22 protein-coding genes are annotated in these 18,047 nt (G+C 69.9%); 14 read left to right on the forward strand and 8 right to left on the reverse strand.

The genetic code is table 11. From position 1 onward, the window contains the following. The first annotated feature begins 33 nt into the window (after positions 1-33). The 3 genes from EPO51_RS11040 (at position 34) to EPO51_RS11050 (ending at position 3,641) form a co-directional block, all read left to right on the forward strand. A complete protein-coding gene (locus tag EPO51_RS11040) occupies positions 34-1,221 on the forward strand; it encodes a calcium-binding protein (protein WP_293350100.1) in 1,188 nt (395 codons plus the stop codon). 115 nt (positions 1,222-1,336) lie between these two features. Continuing rightward, positions 1,337-2,542, forward strand: coding sequence for a pyridoxal phosphate-dependent aminotransferase (locus tag EPO51_RS11045; protein WP_293350103.1), 1,206 nt, complete (start codon positions 1,337-1,339; stop codon positions 2,540-2,542). Positions 2,543-2,708: 166 nt separating this feature from the next. Continuing rightward, the gene (locus EPO51_RS11050; protein ID WP_293350106.1) at positions 2,709-3,641 is read left to right on the forward strand and encodes a haloalkane dehalogenase; all 933 of its coding nucleotides are present in this window, start codon (positions 2,709-2,711) and stop codon (positions 3,639-3,641) included. On the opposite strand, the gene EPO51_RS11055 is transcribed toward EPO51_RS11050, so the two are convergent. Further along, a complete protein-coding gene (locus EPO51_RS11055) occupies positions 3,638-3,874 on the reverse strand; it encodes a DUF2171 domain-containing protein (protein ID WP_293350109.1) in 237 nt (78 codons plus the stop codon). The two genes, EPO51_RS11050 and EPO51_RS11055, sit on opposite strands and share 4 nt — an antisense overlap. 53 nt (positions 3,875-3,927) lie before the next feature. Here EPO51_RS11055 and EPO51_RS11060 point away from each other — a divergent pair, with 53 nt between their 5' ends. Then, positions 3,928-4,104, forward strand: coding sequence for a DUF4169 family protein (locus EPO51_RS11060; protein ID WP_293350111.1), 177 nt, complete (start codon positions 3,928-3,930; stop codon positions 4,102-4,104). On the opposite strand, the gene EPO51_RS11065 is transcribed toward EPO51_RS11060, so the two are convergent. After that, entirely contained in the window at positions 4,101-5,015 is a 915-nt protein-coding gene (locus tag EPO51_RS11065; RefSeq protein WP_293350114.1) for an endonuclease/exonuclease/phosphatase family protein, read from the reverse strand. The two genes, EPO51_RS11060 and EPO51_RS11065, sit on opposite strands and share 4 nt — an antisense overlap. A gap of 115 nt (positions 5,016-5,130) precedes the next feature. Further along, complete coding sequence (locus EPO51_RS11070; RefSeq protein ID WP_293350117.1) at positions 5,131-5,895, reverse strand: Coq4 family protein; 765 nt, start codon at positions 5,893-5,895, stop codon at positions 5,131-5,133. Positions 5,896-6,002: 107 nt separating this feature from the next. On the opposite strand from EPO51_RS11070, the gene EPO51_RS11075 reads away from it, so the two are divergent. Next, positions 6,003-6,215: a ribbon-helix-helix domain-containing protein gene (locus EPO51_RS11075; protein WP_293350121.1), complete on the forward strand. Its 213-nt coding sequence runs from the start codon at positions 6,003-6,005 to the stop codon at positions 6,213-6,215. On the opposite strand, the gene EPO51_RS11080 is transcribed toward EPO51_RS11075, so the two are convergent. From EPO51_RS11080 to EPO51_RS11090, 3 genes are all read right to left on the reverse strand, one after another. After that, positions 6,192-6,932 carry a hypothetical protein gene (locus tag EPO51_RS11080; RefSeq protein ID WP_293350124.1) on the reverse strand — a complete coding sequence of 247 codons (741 nt, stop codon included), beginning with the start codon at positions 6,930-6,932 and terminating at the stop codon, positions 6,192-6,194. The two genes, EPO51_RS11075 and EPO51_RS11080, sit on opposite strands and share 24 nt — an antisense overlap. Before the next feature lie 76 nt (positions 6,933-7,008). Then, entirely contained in the window at positions 7,009-7,821 is an 813-nt protein-coding gene (locus tag EPO51_RS11085) for a LytTR family DNA-binding domain-containing protein (RefSeq protein WP_293350127.1), read from the reverse strand. A gap of 51 nt (positions 7,822-7,872) precedes the next feature. Further along, positions 7,873-8,091: a hypothetical protein gene (locus EPO51_RS11090; protein ID WP_293350130.1), complete on the reverse strand. Its 219-nt coding sequence runs from the start codon at positions 8,089-8,091 to the stop codon at positions 7,873-7,875. A gap of 77 nt (positions 8,092-8,168) precedes the next feature. Here EPO51_RS11090 and EPO51_RS11095 point away from each other — a divergent pair, with 77 nt between their 5' ends. The 4 genes from EPO51_RS11095 to EPO51_RS11110 all read left to right on the forward strand — a co-directional run bounded on the left by EPO51_RS11095 (position 8,169) and on the right by EPO51_RS11110 (position 12,602). Beyond that, positions 8,169-10,589, forward strand: a complete 2,421-nt coding sequence (locus EPO51_RS11095) for an ATP-dependent helicase (protein ID WP_293350133.1) — start codon at positions 8,169-8,171, stop codon at positions 10,587-10,589. Positions 10,590-10,737: 148 nt separating this feature from the next. Then, a complete protein-coding gene (locus EPO51_RS11100) occupies positions 10,738-11,217 on the forward strand; it encodes a hypothetical protein (protein WP_293350136.1) in 480 nt (159 codons plus the stop codon). A 44-nt stretch (positions 11,218-11,261) separates the two neighbouring features. Continuing rightward, complete coding sequence (locus EPO51_RS11105) at positions 11,262-12,128, forward strand: 50S ribosomal protein L11 methyltransferase (RefSeq protein ID WP_293350139.1); 867 nt, start codon at positions 11,262-11,264, stop codon at positions 12,126-12,128. Between the two features lie 75 nt (positions 12,129-12,203). Continuing rightward, positions 12,204-12,602, forward strand: a complete 399-nt coding sequence (locus EPO51_RS11110; RefSeq protein ID WP_293350142.1) for a hypothetical protein — start codon at positions 12,204-12,206, stop codon at positions 12,600-12,602. On the opposite strand, the gene EPO51_RS11115 is transcribed toward EPO51_RS11110, so the two are convergent. Next, positions 12,599-12,943, reverse strand: coding sequence for a GIY-YIG nuclease family protein (locus EPO51_RS11115; RefSeq protein ID WP_293350145.1), 345 nt, complete (start codon positions 12,941-12,943; stop codon positions 12,599-12,601). The two genes, EPO51_RS11110 and EPO51_RS11115, sit on opposite strands and share 4 nt — an antisense overlap. A 105-nt stretch (positions 12,944-13,048) precedes the next feature. On the opposite strand from EPO51_RS11115, the gene EPO51_RS11120 reads away from it, so the two are divergent. The 5 genes from EPO51_RS11120 to EPO51_RS11140 all read left to right on the forward strand — a co-directional run bounded on the left by EPO51_RS11120 (position 13,049) and on the right by EPO51_RS11140 (position 17,508). Further along, positions 13,049-14,863 carry an aminopeptidase P family protein gene (locus tag EPO51_RS11120; protein WP_293350148.1) on the forward strand — a complete coding sequence of 605 codons (1,815 nt, stop codon included), beginning with the start codon at positions 13,049-13,051 and terminating at the stop codon, positions 14,861-14,863. Beyond that, positions 14,863-15,693 (forward strand): class I SAM-dependent methyltransferase, encoded by an 831-nt coding sequence (locus tag EPO51_RS11125; protein ID WP_293350151.1) that lies wholly within the window; start codon positions 14,863-14,865, stop codon positions 15,691-15,693. The genes EPO51_RS11120 and EPO51_RS11125 overlap by 1 nt, the downstream gene beginning before the upstream one ends. Next, positions 15,690-16,412: a LytTR family DNA-binding domain-containing protein gene (locus EPO51_RS11130; protein ID WP_293350153.1), complete on the forward strand. Its 723-nt coding sequence runs from the start codon at positions 15,690-15,692 to the stop codon at positions 16,410-16,412. Before EPO51_RS11125 ends, EPO51_RS11130 begins: the two co-directional genes overlap by 4 nt. A 115-nt stretch (positions 16,413-16,527) precedes the next feature. After that, positions 16,528-16,995 (forward strand): SgcJ/EcaC family oxidoreductase, encoded by a 468-nt coding sequence (locus EPO51_RS11135; protein WP_293350156.1) that lies wholly within the window; start codon positions 16,528-16,530, stop codon positions 16,993-16,995. A gap of 45 nt (positions 16,996-17,040) precedes the next feature. Then, positions 17,041-17,508 (forward strand): nuclear transport factor 2 family protein, encoded by a 468-nt coding sequence (locus tag EPO51_RS11140; RefSeq protein WP_293350158.1) that lies wholly within the window; start codon positions 17,041-17,043, stop codon positions 17,506-17,508. A gap of 14 nt (positions 17,509-17,522) precedes the next feature. Here EPO51_RS11140 and EPO51_RS11145 read toward each other — a convergent pair whose 3' ends face one another. Beyond that, the gene (locus tag EPO51_RS11145; protein ID WP_293350160.1) at positions 17,523-18,029 is read right to left on the reverse strand and encodes a hypothetical protein; all 507 of its coding nucleotides are present in this window, start codon (positions 18,027-18,029) and stop codon (positions 17,523-17,525) included. Between the last annotated feature and the right edge of the window lie 18 nt (positions 18,030-18,047).

The following is an 18,047-nucleotide window of genomic DNA, read 5'->3' on the forward strand; positions in this document are numbered from 1 at the left end:
AACCAACAAAGCGGATAAGCCTGGAGCCGTCGCTTGCTCGAATACGCCTTCGATACGATCACCCCCGAACAGGCGCTGGCCATCCGGTCCGGCGACACCCTGACCTTCAACGGCGGGCCGGCGCGCACGGTCAGCGTCGCCTACCAGTCGTACGATCCACTAGCCCTGACGCCGGAGCTCCCGCGGATCTTCGTGACCTACGAGGGCCGGACGGTGGCGTTTTCGACCGAGCTGGTCCAGCTCTCCAAGACCGGCGGTCTGGTGATGGCCGACGGTTCGCAGCTCTACATCGGCGACACCGGCGACAACCGCTTCACGGCCGGCGTGGGCGACGACGGTCTCTACGGCGGTCCGGGTCATGACAGCCTGGCCGGCGAAGGGGGGCGCGACTTCCTGCAGGGCAACGGCGGCGACGACCTGCTGGCCGGGGGCGAAGGCGCGGATTCCATCCACGGCGGCCAGGGCGACGACGTGATCTACGCCAGCCGCGACGCCAGCGGCGTGGCCGGCGAGGCCGGCGATTGGGCCAACGGCAATCTCGGCGCGGACGAGATCATCGGCGGCGCGGGCAACGACACCCTGCTGGGCGGCCAGGGCGACGATTTCGTCGGCGGAGGCGACGGCGCGGATTACCTATCGGGCGACCTCGGCGACGACGAGGTCATCGGCGGGCTTGGCAATGACACCCTGATCGGCGGTCTCGGGAACGACAACTTGAGCGGCGGCTTCGGGGCGGACAGCCTGAGCGGCGGCGACGGGGCCGACCAGCTGGTCAGCCGGGGGCCGGAGGCCACGACGCTCGACGGCGGCGCCGGCGCCGACACCATCGTCTCCGGCGGCGCGGGCCGCGACATCATCTTCGGCGGCGAAGGCCGCGACGAGTTCGACTTCGTCGCCAGGACCGAACCGTCGGCCGGCGTGGAAGCCGAGATCCGCGACTGGGAAAGCGGCGACAGCCTGCACTTCGACGCCGTCAGCATCCTGAGCTCGAGCTCCATCCTGCCGCTCTCCTATTCCGAGTTCGTGGCGGACAGCTACGCGACGGCGTTTTCGATCGCCAACCAGCACATCTCGGGCTCTGGCGTGGTCTATGTCGTCGCCCAGGTCGGCGGCGACCTCTACGTCTTCGCCGACGTCGGAGATCCGGCCGACGGCGCGGACACCTCGATCCTGCTGACGGGCCGCACCCTTGCGGACATCGGCCTGACCAACTTCGTCTGAGGCGCCGCTTCCGACACACTGGCTCTGGAGAGAGTGGCTCCCGGCGGGTTTGAATGCGGCGCAGCATGGGTTACACCCGCGCCCGTCCGAACCTCAGCCGGGAGTCTACTCCATCATGTCCTTCCTGGAATCCGCTGCGCTCGCCCGCGTGAAGCCGTCCGCCACCCTGGCGGCCGACGCGAAGGCCCGCGAGTTGAAGGCCCAGGGCAAGGACGTGATCGGGCTGGCCGCCGGCGAGCCGGATTTCGACACCCCGGACAACATCAAGGAAGCCGCCATCAGGGCGATCCGCGATGGCAAGACCAAGTACACCAACGTCGACGGCATTCCCGAGCTGAAGGAAGCCATCGTCGCCAAGTTCCAGCGCGAGAACGGGCTCACCTACAAGACCTCGCAGGTGAATGTGTCGCCTGGCGGCAAGCCGGTGATCTGGAACGCCATGATCGCCACCCTGAACCCCGGCGACGAGGTGATCGTCCCCACGCCCTACTGGGTCAGCTACTGGGACATCGTGCTGCTGGCCGGCGGCAAGCCGGTCGCCGTGCCGACCACCGCCGAGCGCGGCTTCAAGCTGCAGGCGGCGGAGTTGGAGGCGGCGATCACGCCCAAGACCAAGTGGATCCTGCTGAACTCGCCCTCGAACCCGTCCGGCGCGGCCTACACGCGCGCCGAACTGAAGGCGATCGCCGAGGTGCTGCTACGCCATCCGCAGGTCTGGATCCTGACCGACGACATGTACGAGCACCTGGTGTTCGGGGACTTCGAGTTCACCACCATCGCCCAGGTTGAGCCGGCGCTCTACGACCGCACCCTGACCATGAACGGGGTCAGCAAGGCCTACGCCATGACCGGCTGGCGGATCGGCTACGCCGCCGGCCCCGAACCGCTGATCAAGGCCATGGCCAAGGTCATGAGCCAGACGACGTCGAACCCCTCGTCGATCTCGCAGTGGGCGGCGGTGGAGGCGTTGAACGGCACGCAGGACTTCATCAAGCCGAACGCCAAGCTGTTCGAACAGCGCCGCGACCTGGTGGTCTCGATGCTGAACCAGGCGCGCGGCATCCAATGCCCGACGCCGGAGGGCGCCTTCTACGTCTACCCCTCCTGCGAGGAGTTGATCGGCAGGACGGCGCCTTCGGGCAAGGTCATCACGTCGGACGCCGATTTCGCGGTCGAGTTGCTGGAGACCGAGGGCGTGGCGGTGGTGTTCGGCGCGGCCTTCGGCCTCTCGCCCTTCTTCCGGATCAGCTACGCCACGGCCAACAGCGTGCTGGAAGACGCCTGTCAGCGCATCCAGCGCTTCTGCGCCAACGTGAAATAGCCAGGATCCGTCCGACCGGTCATTTCGAACTCGAGCAACTTCCCCGGGATTCCGCGTCTCAACACCGACCTGCCGCCGTTCCCGCCCCGTCCACGGGCGTTGCCCTCAGCCTGATTGGAGCGCGGCGACGAGCGGGCCATGGTGTCCAGAGCGCCGGAGCCCGAGCTTGAACGAAAACCCCGACGACGTTCTCGACCGAGTTCCGGTGCTCGATTCCCACATGGCCTATCGCGAGGTGGGACGCGAGGGGGCGCCGGCCGTCGTGTTCCTGCATGGCAACCCGACCTCGTCGTTCATCTGGCGGGGAATCATGCCCCACGTCGCAAGCGTGGCCCATGTCGTCGCACCGGACCTGATCGGCTTCGGCCAATCGGGCAAGCCCGACATCGCCTACCGTTTCGGCGACCATGTGGGTTACCTGGACGCCTTCCTCGACGCGCTGGAAATCCGCTCGGCCTACCTCGTCGCCCAGGATTGGGGCACGGCGCTGGCCTTCCACCTGGCGTCCCGCCGGCCGGATTTCGTGAAGGGCCTGGCGTTCATGGAGTTCATCCGGCCGTTCGCGGACTGGGACGACTTCCACCAAGTCCAGGCGGCCCGCGACACCTTCCGAAAATTCCGGACGCCGGGTGAGGGTGAGGCCCTGATCCTGGACGGCAACGCCTTCGTCGAACGGGTGCTGCCTGGGTCGATCCGGCGCACCCTCAGCGAGCACGAGATGGCGGTCTATCGCGCGCCCTTCCCCACGCGCGAGTCCAGGCTCCCCACGTGGCGGTTTCCCAACGAGCTGCCCATCGCCGGCGAGCCGGCCGATGTCCATGCTATGCTCGTGGAGGCACATCGGGCGCTGGCCGCCTCGACCTATCCGAAACTGCTCTTCACGGGAGAGCCGGGCGCGCTGGTCTCACCCGACTTCGCGCGCACCTTCGCCGCCGGCCTCGACGGCTGCGAACTCGTCAGCCTGGGCCCAGGCGCGCACTATCTGCAGGAGGATTACCCCGACGCCATCGGCGCCGCGGTGGCGCGATGGGTCTCGTCCTGCGAGGCACGGTCGGCCGCCGGCTCGTGCCGGGCGCCGACCGTCCTCGAGGGTGGCTAGTGCTTCTCGCGCCAGCCGGCCTTGGCGGCCTCCTTGGTCAGGTTGAGGCGCACCTTGTCGTCCTGGATCGTCTCCACCCAGGTGAGCGGGATCAGGTGGTGCTTGAAGCCGGAGCCGAGGTCCAGCTTGGACAGCTCGATCTCGTCACCCATCACGTGGTCCACCTTGCCCACATGGCCGCCGTCGGACCCGACAACTTCCATGTGCTCGCGGATTTGGGAGGCCTGGATCATAATCATCTCCTCGTCGCTAGGGACGGGGTAACGGGCGTCGGGCGTCAGGGTTCATGGCCGAGCTGATCAACCTCAATAAGGCCCGCAAGGCCAAGGCGCGCGCCGCGGGCAAGACGCAGGCCGCCGAGAACCGCGTACGGTTCGGCCAGACCAAGGGCGGGAAGGCCGTCGCCCGGCTCGACGCCGAGCGCGCCCGGCGCGATCTCGAGGGCAAGAAGCGCGAGGATTAGGGCTGGACGACCGGCGCCAGGGTCACGACCAGCGGATAATGATCGGAGCCCAGCCAGGGACCCCGCTCCACCTTGACCGTCGACCACCCGCGCCCGGCGTAGATGTGGTCGATCGGCAGGATCGGAACGCGCCAGGCGCGACCGGACAGTTGCGCGGGCCAGGTCGCCACGGCGCGATCGCGGCGGACGAGCCCCAACGTCGTGTCCAGGCGGCGCAACTCCGCCGACCAGGGGGCCGCATTGAAGTCGCCCGTCAGGATCATCCGCTCGCGCGGCAGCCGGCCGACCACGTCCTCAAGGTCCCGGACCTGTCCCGCGACCAGAGGGCTGGTGGGCCAATCCAGGTGGGTGGTCACGATCTCGATCGGGCCGCGCGGGGTCGCATAGGTGGCGTTGACAAAGCTCAGGTCGCCGCCGGCGCGAAGCCTCGGGCGGTCCATCTTCACATACGGCTCGCGCGTGAAGATCATCAGCGAGCCGTGTGCGCCGGCGGTGCTCCAGCCCGCCCGCCTGACGAGCAGGTCGCGCAGGTCGTGGCGCGCCTCACTGACGGTCACCACGTCTGGATCCTGGGCGATCAGCCAGTCGGCGACGCGGCCGATGTCTGCGTTGGTGCGCAGGGCGTTGATCTGGATGACCTTGATCTGACCCTCACGGTCGAAAGGCGCTTCCGATCCGTTCGACCGGGAGACCTCCGGGCCGACCAGCACGCCGCCGGCGACAATGGCCACGGCCGAGGCGACCAGGATGACGCCCCGTCCCGGCAGGCGGGTCAGGATCGCGATCACCATGCAGCCCAGCGCCACCGCCATGTAGACCGGCGCGAAATGGGCGATCAGATCCAGCCAAGGATAGAAGCCGGCTCCGTGCGACAGGACGCCGGCCAGTGCGGCGACCACAGCGCCGACCATGAGGACCGATCCGAGGCCTTGCGCCACAACGCTTCGCAAAGACACGCCCTACCCCCAAGCGCGGCCCGGATGGCCCCCTGGGCCCCCTCCCGCTCGAGCGTCCTGACTAGCGGTCCTAGGCGGCGGTGGGCAAGGCCCGGTCGCGCACGCCGGCCGGGATCGAGTCGTAGATGGTGGGCGGGGTGATGCCGAGGCGCCTGCGGGCGGCCTCCAGCGGTTCGGCCATCAGGCGTTCGTAGTCCTCGCCCAGCAGCCACTTGGCGGCCTTGCCGCGCTTGTAGCCCTGCCAGATCGCCTTCACGTACGGCTGCGTCTTGTCCTTGCGGGCCCGCGAGGCCGCGCCAAACGCGATCAGCGCCCAGCCCAGCCCCTTGGTCTGGGCGTAGGAAAAGGCGACGAGACAGGCCTCGCCCAGGGCGTCGCGGTGATAGCCTGACAGGATGTGCCAGATGTCGTGCACGTCGCGGGTGCGGCGGCCGAACCAGGCATAGGGGTGCGGCTCGTCGATGTCGTTGCGGCCTTCACGACTGATCTCGGCCAGGCCGTCGGCGGAAAGTCGCTCGGAGCGGATGAACGTCCGATAGGCCGCGCCGACGCTGCCCTCGGGCAGGCTGTCGAGCCAGGCGTCATCCATCAGCTTGTCGGCGAACTCCTGCCGCTCGAAGGCGATGCGGCCGCCTTCCGGCGTGGTCAGCAGGCGCTGGTAGCCGTTGGCGGTCGAAGCTCCGTTCAGGGCGCGCATGATCTCGAAGACCTGGCGGGTGTCTTCCTTGTCGGCCAGCAGGCGCTGCAGCGAGCGCCAGGCATGTCCCCAGTCGAGCTTGGTCGATATGGGCCGCGGTTCGGGACGGAAATCGGTGGTGTCGGCGGTCATGGCCATAGGAAGGGCAGATCCTGCGTGAGCCTATTGGGCCCAAAGATGACGCCCCCGTCATTTTTTTGCAAGGGCTGGCGCAATCTAGCCGGAAGTTCGTAAACAGAGGGCGCATGGCCACCCTTAAAAAGCGCTCCGTCCTGCTGTCCGGCCACGCGACCTCGATCGCGCTGGAGCCGGAGTTCTGGGCGGTGCTGGACGAGATGGCGGTGTGCCGCGGCTCCAGCCTCGCCGCCCTGATCGTCAGCATCGACCGCGGCCGGGCCGGACGCCCCCTCGCCTCGGCCTGCCGCGTGGCGGCCCTAGGGTTCGCGCGCGGGGGGTAGGACACTCCGCAGCCACGGCTCGATGTCCACGAGGCGGGCCTCGCCCTTCAGCCCGGCGCGGAAGGCCTCCAGGTTGCGGTAGCTGGCCAGCACCAGGATCCGCTTGCCGGGATTGGCGGCGATCGCCTCGCGGGCTCGGGCCACCATGTAGCCGTCCCACTCCGCCTGGCTGGTCGCGAACTCCGGCCCGCCGAGTTGGGCCTGGGCCAGCCCCTGGGCGCGGACGAGGTCGAGGGTGATGGCGTCGTGGGCGTCGGCCGGATGGCGCCAATGGTCCTGCAGCACGGTCGACAGCGCGCGCGCCAGGCGGGTCATGTAGGCGTCGGCGTCGGGCTTCGCCTTCCCGAACGCCTCGAAGCGGCGGCCGGCCGCGCCGGTCATCGCCTCGAACACGTCGCCGCCGGGTTCCATAGGCAGCGCCGCGGTGGGATGCCCGGAGAGCCAGGGCCAGACCACTGCTGGATACTCCGGCCGGCCCGGCGTCTCCTTGCGGGCGGCCAGTTCGTCGGGGCGGACTTCCAGCACCATCACGTCCGGACGCACGGCCTCGATGATCCGGCGCAGGTGGTCGAACGAGAACGAGGGCTCGCTGGCGTGCAGGCGCTGGATTGCGCCCACCACATAGACGCCATCGGGTGGCGCGGTCGCGGCATGGAGCTGGCCGGTGAAGCCGGCGGCGAAGGCCAGGGCGAGGCAGGGCAGTCGGAGGTTTCGCATGACCTGCGGATGGCGGCGGACCGCACGCGGCGGAAGCCGCCGGTCCGCGAGCGGGACCGCCGCGGTGACGAGCGGGTCAGCGCCCGTTCAGCAGGGCCGAGAGGGCGTCTCGGTAGCGCCGGCTGAGCCTCAGGGCCGGCCCCGAGCTCAACACGACATCCGCGTCGCCGCGGCCCAGGCTGCGGACCTCGACGATCCGGTCCAGCCGCACGATGGCCCGCCGATGGATACGCGCGAACCGGTCGGCGGGCAGCCGCGCGGCCAGCGAGGCCAGCGACTCATCCAGCAGCACCGCGCCGGCCGTTGTGTGCGCCTCGGCGTAGTTGCCGGCGGCCTCGATCCAGTCGACCTGATCCAGCGGCACGATCCGCACCGCGCCCCGGCTGCGGGCCCGCAGGACGTCCGGCGCGACGGGTGCGAGGCGACGCTCGCGGCGCGTCAGGAACAGCCCCGCCCCGACGACGCCGGCATAGAAGATGACATTGGTCCCGAGGTTGCGGACGAACATCCGCTCTCCCATCGCCCAGCGCGTCGGGATGCGCCCGCCGTCGTTGTAGATCGGCCAGTAGACCAGGGCGAACAGGCCCACGTGCAGCGCGCCGACCACCAGCACCCCCGCCGCATAGGCCGCCAGCCGCTGCGTGAAGCTCCAGCGCGAAGCCTCGATCCGGCGGACCGCCATCAGGATCGGCGCCGTCAGCACCGCCCAGACCGAGAAGATCGCGAACGAATAGCCCAGCGACCGCCACCAGGGCTGGGCGCCGCCGCTGGTGAGGTAGCCTTGGGTCGCGAGCAACAGCGCCACGGCGGACCAAGCGAGCACGATCACCGCGGCGACGCGGAGGATGCGGATGTTGGAGCCTGGCGCGGGGACGGCCGGAGACGTCATGCCGCTCTTGTAGCCGCCAACCCGCCCCCCGTCATGGCTGGCTTGGGTGGGCTACTTCGGAACCGGGATCGGCGCGTCGGGAATACGGGGCGCGTCCGGCAGCCGGGGCGGTTCTATCGCCGGAATTCCGTCCGCCGCCCGGATCGCCGTCTCGGCCGCGCTGCCCACGTCGTCGCGCCCTTGCCAGGCGTACCAGATGAGCGCGAGCGCCAGCATCGCCACTGCGCCGGCGACGAAGGCGATCCACGGGCTGGTGCGACGTTCGGTCATGGCTCTTGCCAAACGGATCGCCGACGCGGGCCGTTCCGCCCCTTAAGTCGGCAAGGCTTCGTGCTACATATGTTCCGATGTCCTCTTCCGAATCTTCCGACCTGCCTGCCCCCCGCATCAGCGACCTTGCCCGCGTCGACGCGCGGCCGGCCGACTATCTCGAAGGCCTGAACCCAGAGCAGCGGGCGGCGGTGGAGGCGGTCGACGGGCCGGTTCTGGTGCTGGCCGGCGCCGGCACCGGCAAGACCAAGGTGCTGACCACCCGGCTGGCGCACATCCTGGCCACCGGACGGGCGCGGCCCTGGGAGTTGCTGGCCGTCACCTTCACCAACAAGGCCGCCCGCGAGATGCGCGAGCGGATCGCCCACATCATCGGCCCGTCCGCGGAGGGCCTGCGCTGGCTGGGCACCTTCCACTCGGTGGCGGCCCAGATCCTTCGCAAGCACGCCGAACTGGTGGGGCTGAAGTCGAACTACACCATCCTCGACACCGACGATCAGGAGCGGCTGATCAAGCAGGTGCTGGAGGCCGAGAACATCGACACCAAGCGCTGGACGCCCAAGGCGCTGGCGGGGCTGATCGACCACTGGAAGAACCGCGGCTGGCGGCCCGACCAGCTGCCGCCCGCCGAGGCCCAGGCCTTCGCCAACGGCAAGGGCCAGGCGATGTACCGGCTGTACCAGGAGCGGATGCGCATCCTGAACGCCTGCGACTTCGGCGACCTGCTGCTGCACAACCTGACCATCTTCGTCAGCCGGCCGGACGTGCTGGCCGAGTACCACGACCGCTTCAAATACCTGCTGGTGGACGAGTACCAGGACACCAACGTGGCCCAGTACCTCTGGCTGCGCCTGCTGGCCCAGAAGAGCCAGAACCTGTGTTGCGTGGGCGATGACGACCAATCGATCTACGGCTGGCGGGGCGCCGAGGTGGACAACATCCTGCGCTTCGAGCGGGATTTCCCGGGCGCCAAGGTGGTGCGGCTGGAACGGAACTACCGCTCGACCAGCCACATCCTGGCCGCCGCCTCGGGCCTCATCGCCACCAACAAGGGCCGGCTGGGCAAGACCCTGTGGACCGACAGCCAGGACGGCCAGAAGGTGGTCGTCCGCGGCATCTGGGACGGCGACGCCGAGAGCCGGCTGATCGCCGACGAGATCGAGAAAGCCAAGCGCACGGGCCGGAAGTACCGCGACATGGCGATCCTGGTCCGCGCCTCGTTCCAGATGCGGGCGTTCGAGGAGCGATTCGTCCTGCTGCAGATTCCCTATGTGGTGATCGGCGGGCCGAGGTTCTTCGAGCGCGCCGAGATCCGGGACGCCATCGCCTACCTGCGGCTGATCCAGTCGCCGGACGATGACCTGGCGTTCGAGCGGATCGTCAATGTTCCCAAGCGCGGGATCGGCGACACGACGGTCCAGCGCCTGCACGTCCTGGCGGCGCAACGGCCGACCCGCCTGCACGACGACAGCCCGCTGTTCGACGGGCGGACGGGCGAGATCGTCGAGGCCGGCGAGGCCTCCGGCGCGACGCGCTACCGCACCCTGACCCAGGCGGCCGAAGAGATCGTCCGCACCGATGAACTGGCCGCGCGCACCCGCACCTCGCTCTCCAACTTCCTGCGCGACCTCGACCGCTGGCGCGGCCAGGCGGGGCAGATCCACCATGCGCGGCTCATGGAAGCCGTGCTGGAGGAGAGCGGCTACACTGACGCGCTGAAGCTCGACAAATCGCCCCAGGCCCAGGGCCGGCTGGAGAACCTCAAGGAGCTGGTCCAGTCGATGGCCGGCTACGAGACGCTGGAAGCCTATCTGGAGCACGTCTCGCTGGTGATGGACCTGGACCGCGGCTCGGCCGCCGACAGCGTCCAGGTGATGACCCTGCACCAGGCCAAGGGGCTGGAGTTCCCGCTGGTCTTCCTGCCCGGCTGGGAGGAAGGCGTCTTCCCGTCCCAGCGCAGCATGGACGAGAAGGGCGAGAAGGGGCTCGAGGAGGAGCGCCGCCTGGCCTACGTCGGCATCACCCGCGCCCGCGAGGAGGCGCGCATCTCCTTCGCCGCCAATCGCCAGGTCTACGGCCGCTGGACCAGCCAGCTCCCCAGCCGCTTCGTGGACGAGCTGCCGCCGGCCAATGTCGAGGCCAGCTCCGAGACCGGATACTACGGCGGCGGCCCCGGCATGCAGCAGCACGGCTCGCGCTGGGACGAGGACCCTACCTTCGGCGCCGGCTATTCCTCGCCCGGCTGGCGCAGGGCCCAGGCCAACCAGTACCGCGGCAGCCACCCCGGCCGGCAGCAGACGATCGAAGGCGACGGCCGCCTGGTCGCCGTCTCCGAAAGCTCCGCCGCCAGCGCCTACAAGCGCGGCGACCGCGTCTTCCACATCAAGTTCGGCTACGGCGCCGTGAAGGGCGTGGAGGGCAACAAGCTGACGGTGACCTTCGACAAGGCCGGCGAGAAGAAGGTGATCGACAGCTTCGTGGAGAAGGCGGACGGTTGAAGGCGACGGGCCCCAACGCGGTCTACATCCTGGCCAGCGGGGGTGCTGGCCGCGGTGACCGCGGTCTGCCTCGGCCTATTCTTCGCCTTCCGCCGTGCGAAGTGGTTCTAGGCCGAAACCATTCCGCGCCCTGCGCGTATCTCCTGGCATGCGGAGCCTGATCCAGAACCGGGACGTGAAGACCCTCTTCGGCGGCGTGGCCGTCGCCGCGGTCGCGGGGCTGTTGATGGGTTCGGCCATGTATCCCGATCTGGACGAGGACGAGATCGGAGGCCCGCAGATCCAGGCCGCCGGCGGCGGGCCTCGGAGCGAAGTCGCCCAGTCCGGCGGCAGCGTCGCCGCCTACGGCCCCCGGGTTCCGGACTACGTCATCGGCACCGACGCCCTGAAGCCGCCGCAGTACCTGGCCCTGGCCTACGAGGAACGCGCGGAGCCTGAGGCGGCGGCGTCCGAGGCCACCGACGTCATGGCCTATGAAGCTCCGGAGGCGCGGCCCGTAAGCTGGCAGGAAGAGCCGCGAGGGCCCACGTCCTATCCGTCGGAGCACGGCAACGTGGTCCATGCGAGCGATCTTCCCGCCCCGCCGGCGCCTCCCGCTGACGGCGAGGATTATCCGGCCGGGGACTGAACGCCCTCGCCTTTCGCCTTCCCGACCTTTAGAGCCTCCCGCCCATGAGCGAAGAGGCCTACCAGATCATCGCACGCGGCCCGCGCGCCGACGCCGAAGCCGCCGCGGAGGCGCTCGAGTCCGCGCCTGCGACCGAGGCCCTGACCTTCTCCATCCTCGAGGAGGACGAAGATCGCGACGTCTGGCGCATCGACGCCTTCCCCAACGAGCCCGACGAACAGGCCGCCATCGGCGAGATCCTGGCGAAGTTCCCAACGCTCCGCGTCGTCACCGAGAAGCTCGCGGACGCCGACTGGCTGGCCATGGCGCTATCGGGCCTGCCGCCGGTGCGCGCAGGCCGCTTCTTCGTCTATGGGGCGCACGACAAGGGCCTGGCGCCGGCCAGCACCATCAACCTGCGGATCGAGGCTGGCGCGGCCTTCGGCACGGGCCACCACGGCACCACCGTCGGCTGCCTGCAGGCCTTCCACGACCTGCTGAAGGCCCAGAAATTCAACCGCGTGTTGGACGTGGGCTGCGGCACCGGCGTGCTGGCCATCGCCGCGGCGCGCACGGGCTCGCCCATCGCCGTCGGCACCGACATCGACGCGCCGTCGGTGCGGATCGCCAACGAGAACGCGGCGCTGAACGGCGCCAATGCCCGGTTCGTCCATGCCTCGGGGCTCAACGACCCGCTGGTCCGCAACGACGGCCCCTACGACCTGGTGTTCGCGAACATCCTGGCGCCGCCGCTGGTGGCGCTCTCCCAGGATATAAGGATGGCCCTGAAGCCCGGCGGGATCGCCATCCTCTCGGGCCTCCTGCGCACCCAGGAGCGCCGGGTCCTGGCCGCCTACATGTCCAAGGGCTTCCGGCTGGTGCGCCGCATCCATCGCGACGCATGGGCCACACTCGTCCTGCGTCGCGCCTGACGCCTGGAACCGGCGCCATAGGCCGGCGTTCTTCCGCCCGAGCCCAAGCGGGGCCTTAGGGAGAAGGACGCCAAAATGTCCGACCAATACGAACGCACCACCGTGACCGGCGAACCGGCGCAGGTGGTTATCCGCGAACGCAGCAGCAGCGCCGGCTGGTGGGTCGCCGCCCTCGTGGCCGTCATCGCCCTGGTGGGCGTCGTCTTCTACATGAGCAACTCGGGCACCACGCCGAACGAACTGGAGGCCGCCCGCGAGCAAGGCGCCGCCGAAGCGAACCTCGCCACCGCCACCCAGAACGCGCAACAGGCCGCCACCACTGCGGCGCAGTCCGCCCAGAACGCCGCAGCAAACGCCGCGTCGGCCACCGAGAGCGCGGCCAGCGCCGCGGCCGCCCGGACCGATCAGGCGATCGACAACGCCGCCCAGGCCGCCGACAACGCCGTGACGATCGAACCCGAGCCCAAGAACTAGCCGACCGCCTTCGTCGCGCCGAGCGTCGCAAGCCAGTGGCGTTCGCGCGACTTGATCGCATCGGCGCGCCCGAGCGGGGTCAGGTCTTCGTCGTCGATGCTTTCCAGCACTTCGAAGGCGAAGGCCCCCTCGCCGTGGGCGTTCCAGGCCGCCTGCATGGTCCTGTTGGCATGGCCCCCGGTGCGCAGGCTGAACCAGAGGCCGTTCTGCTGGGCGCCCAGGTTGCGCGAACCCGCCACCCAGACCTGGCCGGAGGGCGCGCAGCGCACCGCATAGACCCCGGGAACGGATCGCTTCTCCTTGTAGTCGCGGATGGCCTCGCGGCGGCTCTGCTTGTCCATTGCGCCGAAATACGCGACCGAGCTTCGGTCGTCAATTTTACCCGGATTAAATAAGCGAAAGCGCGGCCCTTTGCCCAGCGCGGTCGAAGGGCTTAAATCCCGCGCATGTTCCAGACCTTCGACGAAACCACCGACCGCTCCTTCGGGCCCAGGCACGTGCCCCTGATCCGCCAGGCGATGGCGAAGCAGGGCCTGGACGGCTTCCTCGTGCCCCACGAGGACGAGCACCAGAACGAGTACCTCCCCGCCGCCAACGACCGCCTGGCCTGGGCCACCGGCTTCACCGGCTCGGCCGGCGCGGCCGTGATCCTGAAGGACAAGGCCGCCGTCTTCGTGGATGGCCGCTACACCCTGCAGGTTCGCGACCAGGTGGACACCGGCCTGTTCGAGATTCGCGATCTGGTGGAGGGCGGCGTGCCGGCTTACCTTGAGGCCGCCACCGCCCGCGGCCAGAAGATCGGCTACGATCCGCGCCTGCATAGCCCCGACGCGCTCGGACACCTGAAGGCGGCCGCGGCCAAGACCGGCGCCGAGCTTACCCCCGTCAACGACAACCCGCTGGACCTGGCCTGGGGCCAGAGCCGGCCGGCGCAGCCGGCCGCGCCGGTCGTACCGCACCCGGCGGAGTTCTCCGGCGAGGACTCCAACGCCAAGCGCGCCCGCGTCGGCGCGCAGATCGGGGCCAAGGGCGGCGACGCCGCCGTACTGACGGCGCCCAGCTCCATCGCGTGGCTGTTCAACGTCCGCGGCGGCGACGTCATCCGCTCGCCCCTGCCCATCGGCCAGGCGATCCTGAACAAGGACGGCACGGCGCGCCTGTTCCTCGATCCCGCCAAGGTGACGCCGGACCTACCGGCCTGGCTGGGCAATCAGGTTCGGCTGGAGACGCCGGACGAGCTGCCCGCCGCGCTGGCCGAGTTGAAGGGCCAGAGCGTGGTGGTCGATCCCGCCCAATCCTCGGCCTGGTACTTCGACACCCTGGCCCAGGCCGGCGCCACGGTGATCCGCGCCGAGGACCCCTGCGCCCTGCCCCGCGCCCAGAAGAACGCCGTGGAGATCCAGGGGACCCGCAACGCCCACATCCGGGACGGCGCGGCCCTTACCCGCTTCCTGCACTGGCTGGCCACCGAGGGTCAGATCAATCCTCCCGATGAGGTGGAGGCGGTCAGCAAGCTGGAAGCCCTCCGCGCCGCCACCGGCAAGCTGAAGGACCTTTCCTTCGACACCATCGCCGGCGCCGCCTCGAACGGCGCCATCGTCCACTACCGACCGACGGAGCGCCTGAACAAGCGCTCCGAACAGGGCTCCCTTCTGCTGGTCGACTCGGGCGCCCAGTACCTGGACGGCACCACCGACGTCACCCGCACCGTGGCTATCGGCGAGCCCAGCCGGGAGATGCGCGAGCGCTTCACGCTGGTGCTGAAGGGCCACCTGGCGTTGGCGGCGATCCGCTTCCCAGCCGGCACCACGGGCTCGGCCATCGACGTGCTGGCCCGCCATGCGCTTTGGATGCACGGCCTGGACTACGACCACGGCACCGGCCATGGCGTCGGCAGCTACCTGGGCGTCCACGAGGGGCCGCAGCGGATCTCCAAGGCGCCGAACAACGTCGCCCTCAGGGCCGGGATGATCCTCTCCAATGAGCCCGGCTACTACAAGGAAGGCGGCTACGGCATCCGCATCGAGAACCTGCAGGTCGTGACACCCGCGGCCCCAATCCCCGGCGGGGAGCGGCCGATGCTTGGCTTCGAGACCCTGACCATGGCGCCCATCGACCGCCGCCTGATCGACCGCAACCTGCTGAGCCCCGCCGAGCGGGCCCAGCTCGACGCCTACCACGCCCGGGTCCGCGACCTGGTCGGCCCGCTGGTGGAGCCGGAAGTCCGCAGCTGGCTGATCGATGTGACGGCGCCGATCTGATGAGCGAAGCCAACGCCCAGCAGGTCGCCTACTGGAACGAATCCGCCGGCCCGACCTGGGCCGACCTACAGGCGCCGCTGGACCGCCAGCTCGCGCCGCTGGGTCGGCGCGCCATGGCGGAGCTGGACCTGAGCTCGGGCCAGCGCGTCCTCGACATCGGCTGCGGCGCCGGGGAGACGACCCTGCAACTCGCCCACAGCGGGGCCGAGGTGCTGGGCGTCGACATCTCCCACGTCCTGCTGGACGTCGCCCGGCGGCGTGTGCGCGACACCAACCTCGCGCGTTTCCTCGAAGCTGACGCCCAGACCTATCCCTTCGAGCCCGCGAGCTTCGACGCGGTGTTCTCCCGCTTCGGAGTGATGTTCTTCGCTGACCCCGAGGCCGCCTTCGCGAACATCCGCCGGGCCATGAAGCCGGGCGGCCGCATGGCCTTCGTCTGCTGGCGTACGCCGGCCGAGAACCCCATCATGAGTCTGCCGATGATGGCGGCGCTCGCCCACGTCGACAGCCCGCCTCCGCCCCCCGAGCCAGGCGCGCCGGGTCCCTTCGCCTTTGCCGACCCCGAGCGGGTGAAGGCCATCCTGGCGTCCGCCGGCTTCCAGGACGTCGCGGTGACGCCGCACGAGCAGGATATCGGCCCCGGCGACCTGGACACCACGGTGGGGCTGGCGCTGAAGGTCGGGCCGCTGGGCGCCCTCCTTCGCGAGAACCCCGGCCAGCGTGACGCGGTGATCGCCGCGGTCCGCGCGGCCCTCGCCCCGCAGGTGGGTCCGGAGGGGGTGAAGCTGGGCTCGTCCACCTGGATCGTCACGGCGGTCTCTCCGGCGTGAGCACCTGGTGGCGGGGCGGGCTGGCGGCAACGCTGGCCGGGGCGGCGCTGGGTGTGCTGGGCCCGTTCGGCACCTATGGGGATCTCTCGATCACCGAGCGCTACGCCTACTGGATCGGCCTGACCGTCCTGATGTGGACCCAGACCGCCGTGGTCTTCGCCGCCCTGCGCCTGGCCTCCCGGTTCGCGCGGCAGCCGCTCTGGTTGCAGGCGACCGCCGCCGCCCTCCTGGGCGCCGTGCCCACTACCTTCGAGGTCGCCTATGTGGAGGGCTTGCTTCGCGTCGGTGGCGTACTGACCCCACGCTCCCTGGCCGAAACCTACGGGAGCGTGGCCGTGATCGCGGTCGGACTGTTCCTGCCGCTGACCACGATCCTCCATCGGCGTCCCCATGCGCCCGCGGTCGAGTCCGCCAGTTTCGCCAGGGCGCTTCCGGCCGAGGTGGGAAGCGCCGTCGTCGCCCTCGCCGCCGAGGACCACTACCTGCGGGTCCATACCGATCGCGGCGACAGCCTGATCCATCATCGCTTGTCCGACGCGGTCCGCGAACTCGGCGATGCGGGCATCCAGGTCCACCGGTCGTGGTGGGTCGCCAAGGACGCGGTGGAACGCGTCGAGCGCGATGGCGACCGCCACGTCCTTGTACTCCGCGGCGGCGTGCGCGCGCCGGTCAGCCGGACCTATGGCCTGGCTGCGCGCAAGGCCGGCCTCATCCCCTGAGCGCCACCGCCAGTCGCGAAACGGCTCGCGATTCCGCGAAAAGCGCGTTGCGGTCGCCGCCTGCCCCGCGGCAACAGCCCGCCGCCGGCGCGGATGCCGGCGTGTGGAGACTCCCATGAAGAGCATGCTCATCGCGGCCCTCGCCTGGGCCGCCGCCGGCGCCGGCGCCGCCATGGCGGCCCCGCCCTCCCCCGCCGACGTCAAGGCGCTTCGCGCGCTGGGCGACGCGGCGGATGCGGCCTGGGACGCCCGGGACGCCGACCGTATGGCCAGCTACTACGCCGCCGACGCGAGCCTCCTGGTCGGCGGCGGCGGGCCCGTTCAGCTGGGCCGCGACGACATCCGCGCCTACTTCACCCGCGCCTTCGCCCAGCGCGTCGGGACGATGCGGCACGTCAGCGAGTTCCGCGGGCAGGACATGCTGGGCCCGGACCTGGTGCTCACCGACCTCTGGGTCCGGGTGGAAGAGCGCCAGCCGGACGGGACATGGAAGGAGGTGCGCCGTTTCAACAACATCTCGCTCGCGGTCCGCGAGGACGGAGCCTGGAAGATGAAGGCCGTACGCGCCTATCCGGTGGGCTAGCGTGACGCCAGGAACCCGTGTCTCCTCCGCGCCGGAGGAGACACTATGAAGCCGCTGATTCCGACCGTCCTCGCCGTCCTGGCCCTCGCCGGCCCTGCCGCCGCGTCCACGGCCGACGAGGAGGCCGCCGTCAAAACCGCCCAGCGGTTCTTCGACGCGATGGCCGCCAACGACGGCGCCGGGGTCACCGCCACCGCCCTGCCGGCCAGCGTGTTCACCGCCATCCGGCCGGCGCCCGGCGGGGGCACGAAGGTGTCGCGGGTGACCGTCGAGGACTTCATCAAGAACCTGCGCCCCGGGCTGCACGAGGCCATGTGGTCGCCCAAGGTGGTCCTGCGCGGGACCCTGATGGCGACGGTGACGGCGCCCTATGAGTTCAAGCTGGACGGCAAGACCACCCACTGTGGGATCGATGTCTTCGACCTCGCCAAGGTCGACGGGCAGTGGAAGATCGCGAGCGCCGTTTGGACCGCCGAACCCGATGCCTGCGCCGAGCTGAAGGCCAGCCGGTAGGGCGGCGGATCGGTTCAGGGGGCGACGCTGAAGCCCTCGCTTGGCGAGACCCATCGCACCGGCTGGTCAAGTTGGGGGCGCCGTTTGCCGTCGACACTCACCTCGCCGTTGAGCTGGTCACCCGTTGGAACGTAGCGGGTGCAGATCTCACGGTTCAGGATGGCGTTGAATCCAGGCCGCATGGCGTTGCGGATCGCCTCGGCGTTTGGCGCGTCGGCCGGCTGGCCATCGATCGTGAACAGCATCGCCGCGAAGTCACCTTCGGTGATCCGCCCGCACACCGCCCCGCCCTTGATGACCACAGGCGCCTTCGATCGCGCTACGATCAGGGGTTCGGCGCGCAGCAGGATGGCGGCGGTGTTCTGCAGGGTTCCGTCCGGGTCCCGGGCATAGGCTGCGATCGACGCGCAGGTCTTCCGCGCCACGTCCGGGGCGTGGCACTGCAGTTTTCCACCTTCGGCGGGAGATAGGGGATCCAGGTCCGCAGTCGCGGCGGCGAACAGGAAGGCGAGGAGAATCATGAACCAACCCCGGTCGAT

The sequence above is a fragment of the Phenylobacterium sp. genome (assembly GCF_004297125.1).
GTDB lineage: Bacteria > Pseudomonadota > Alphaproteobacteria > Caulobacterales > Caulobacteraceae > Phenylobacterium.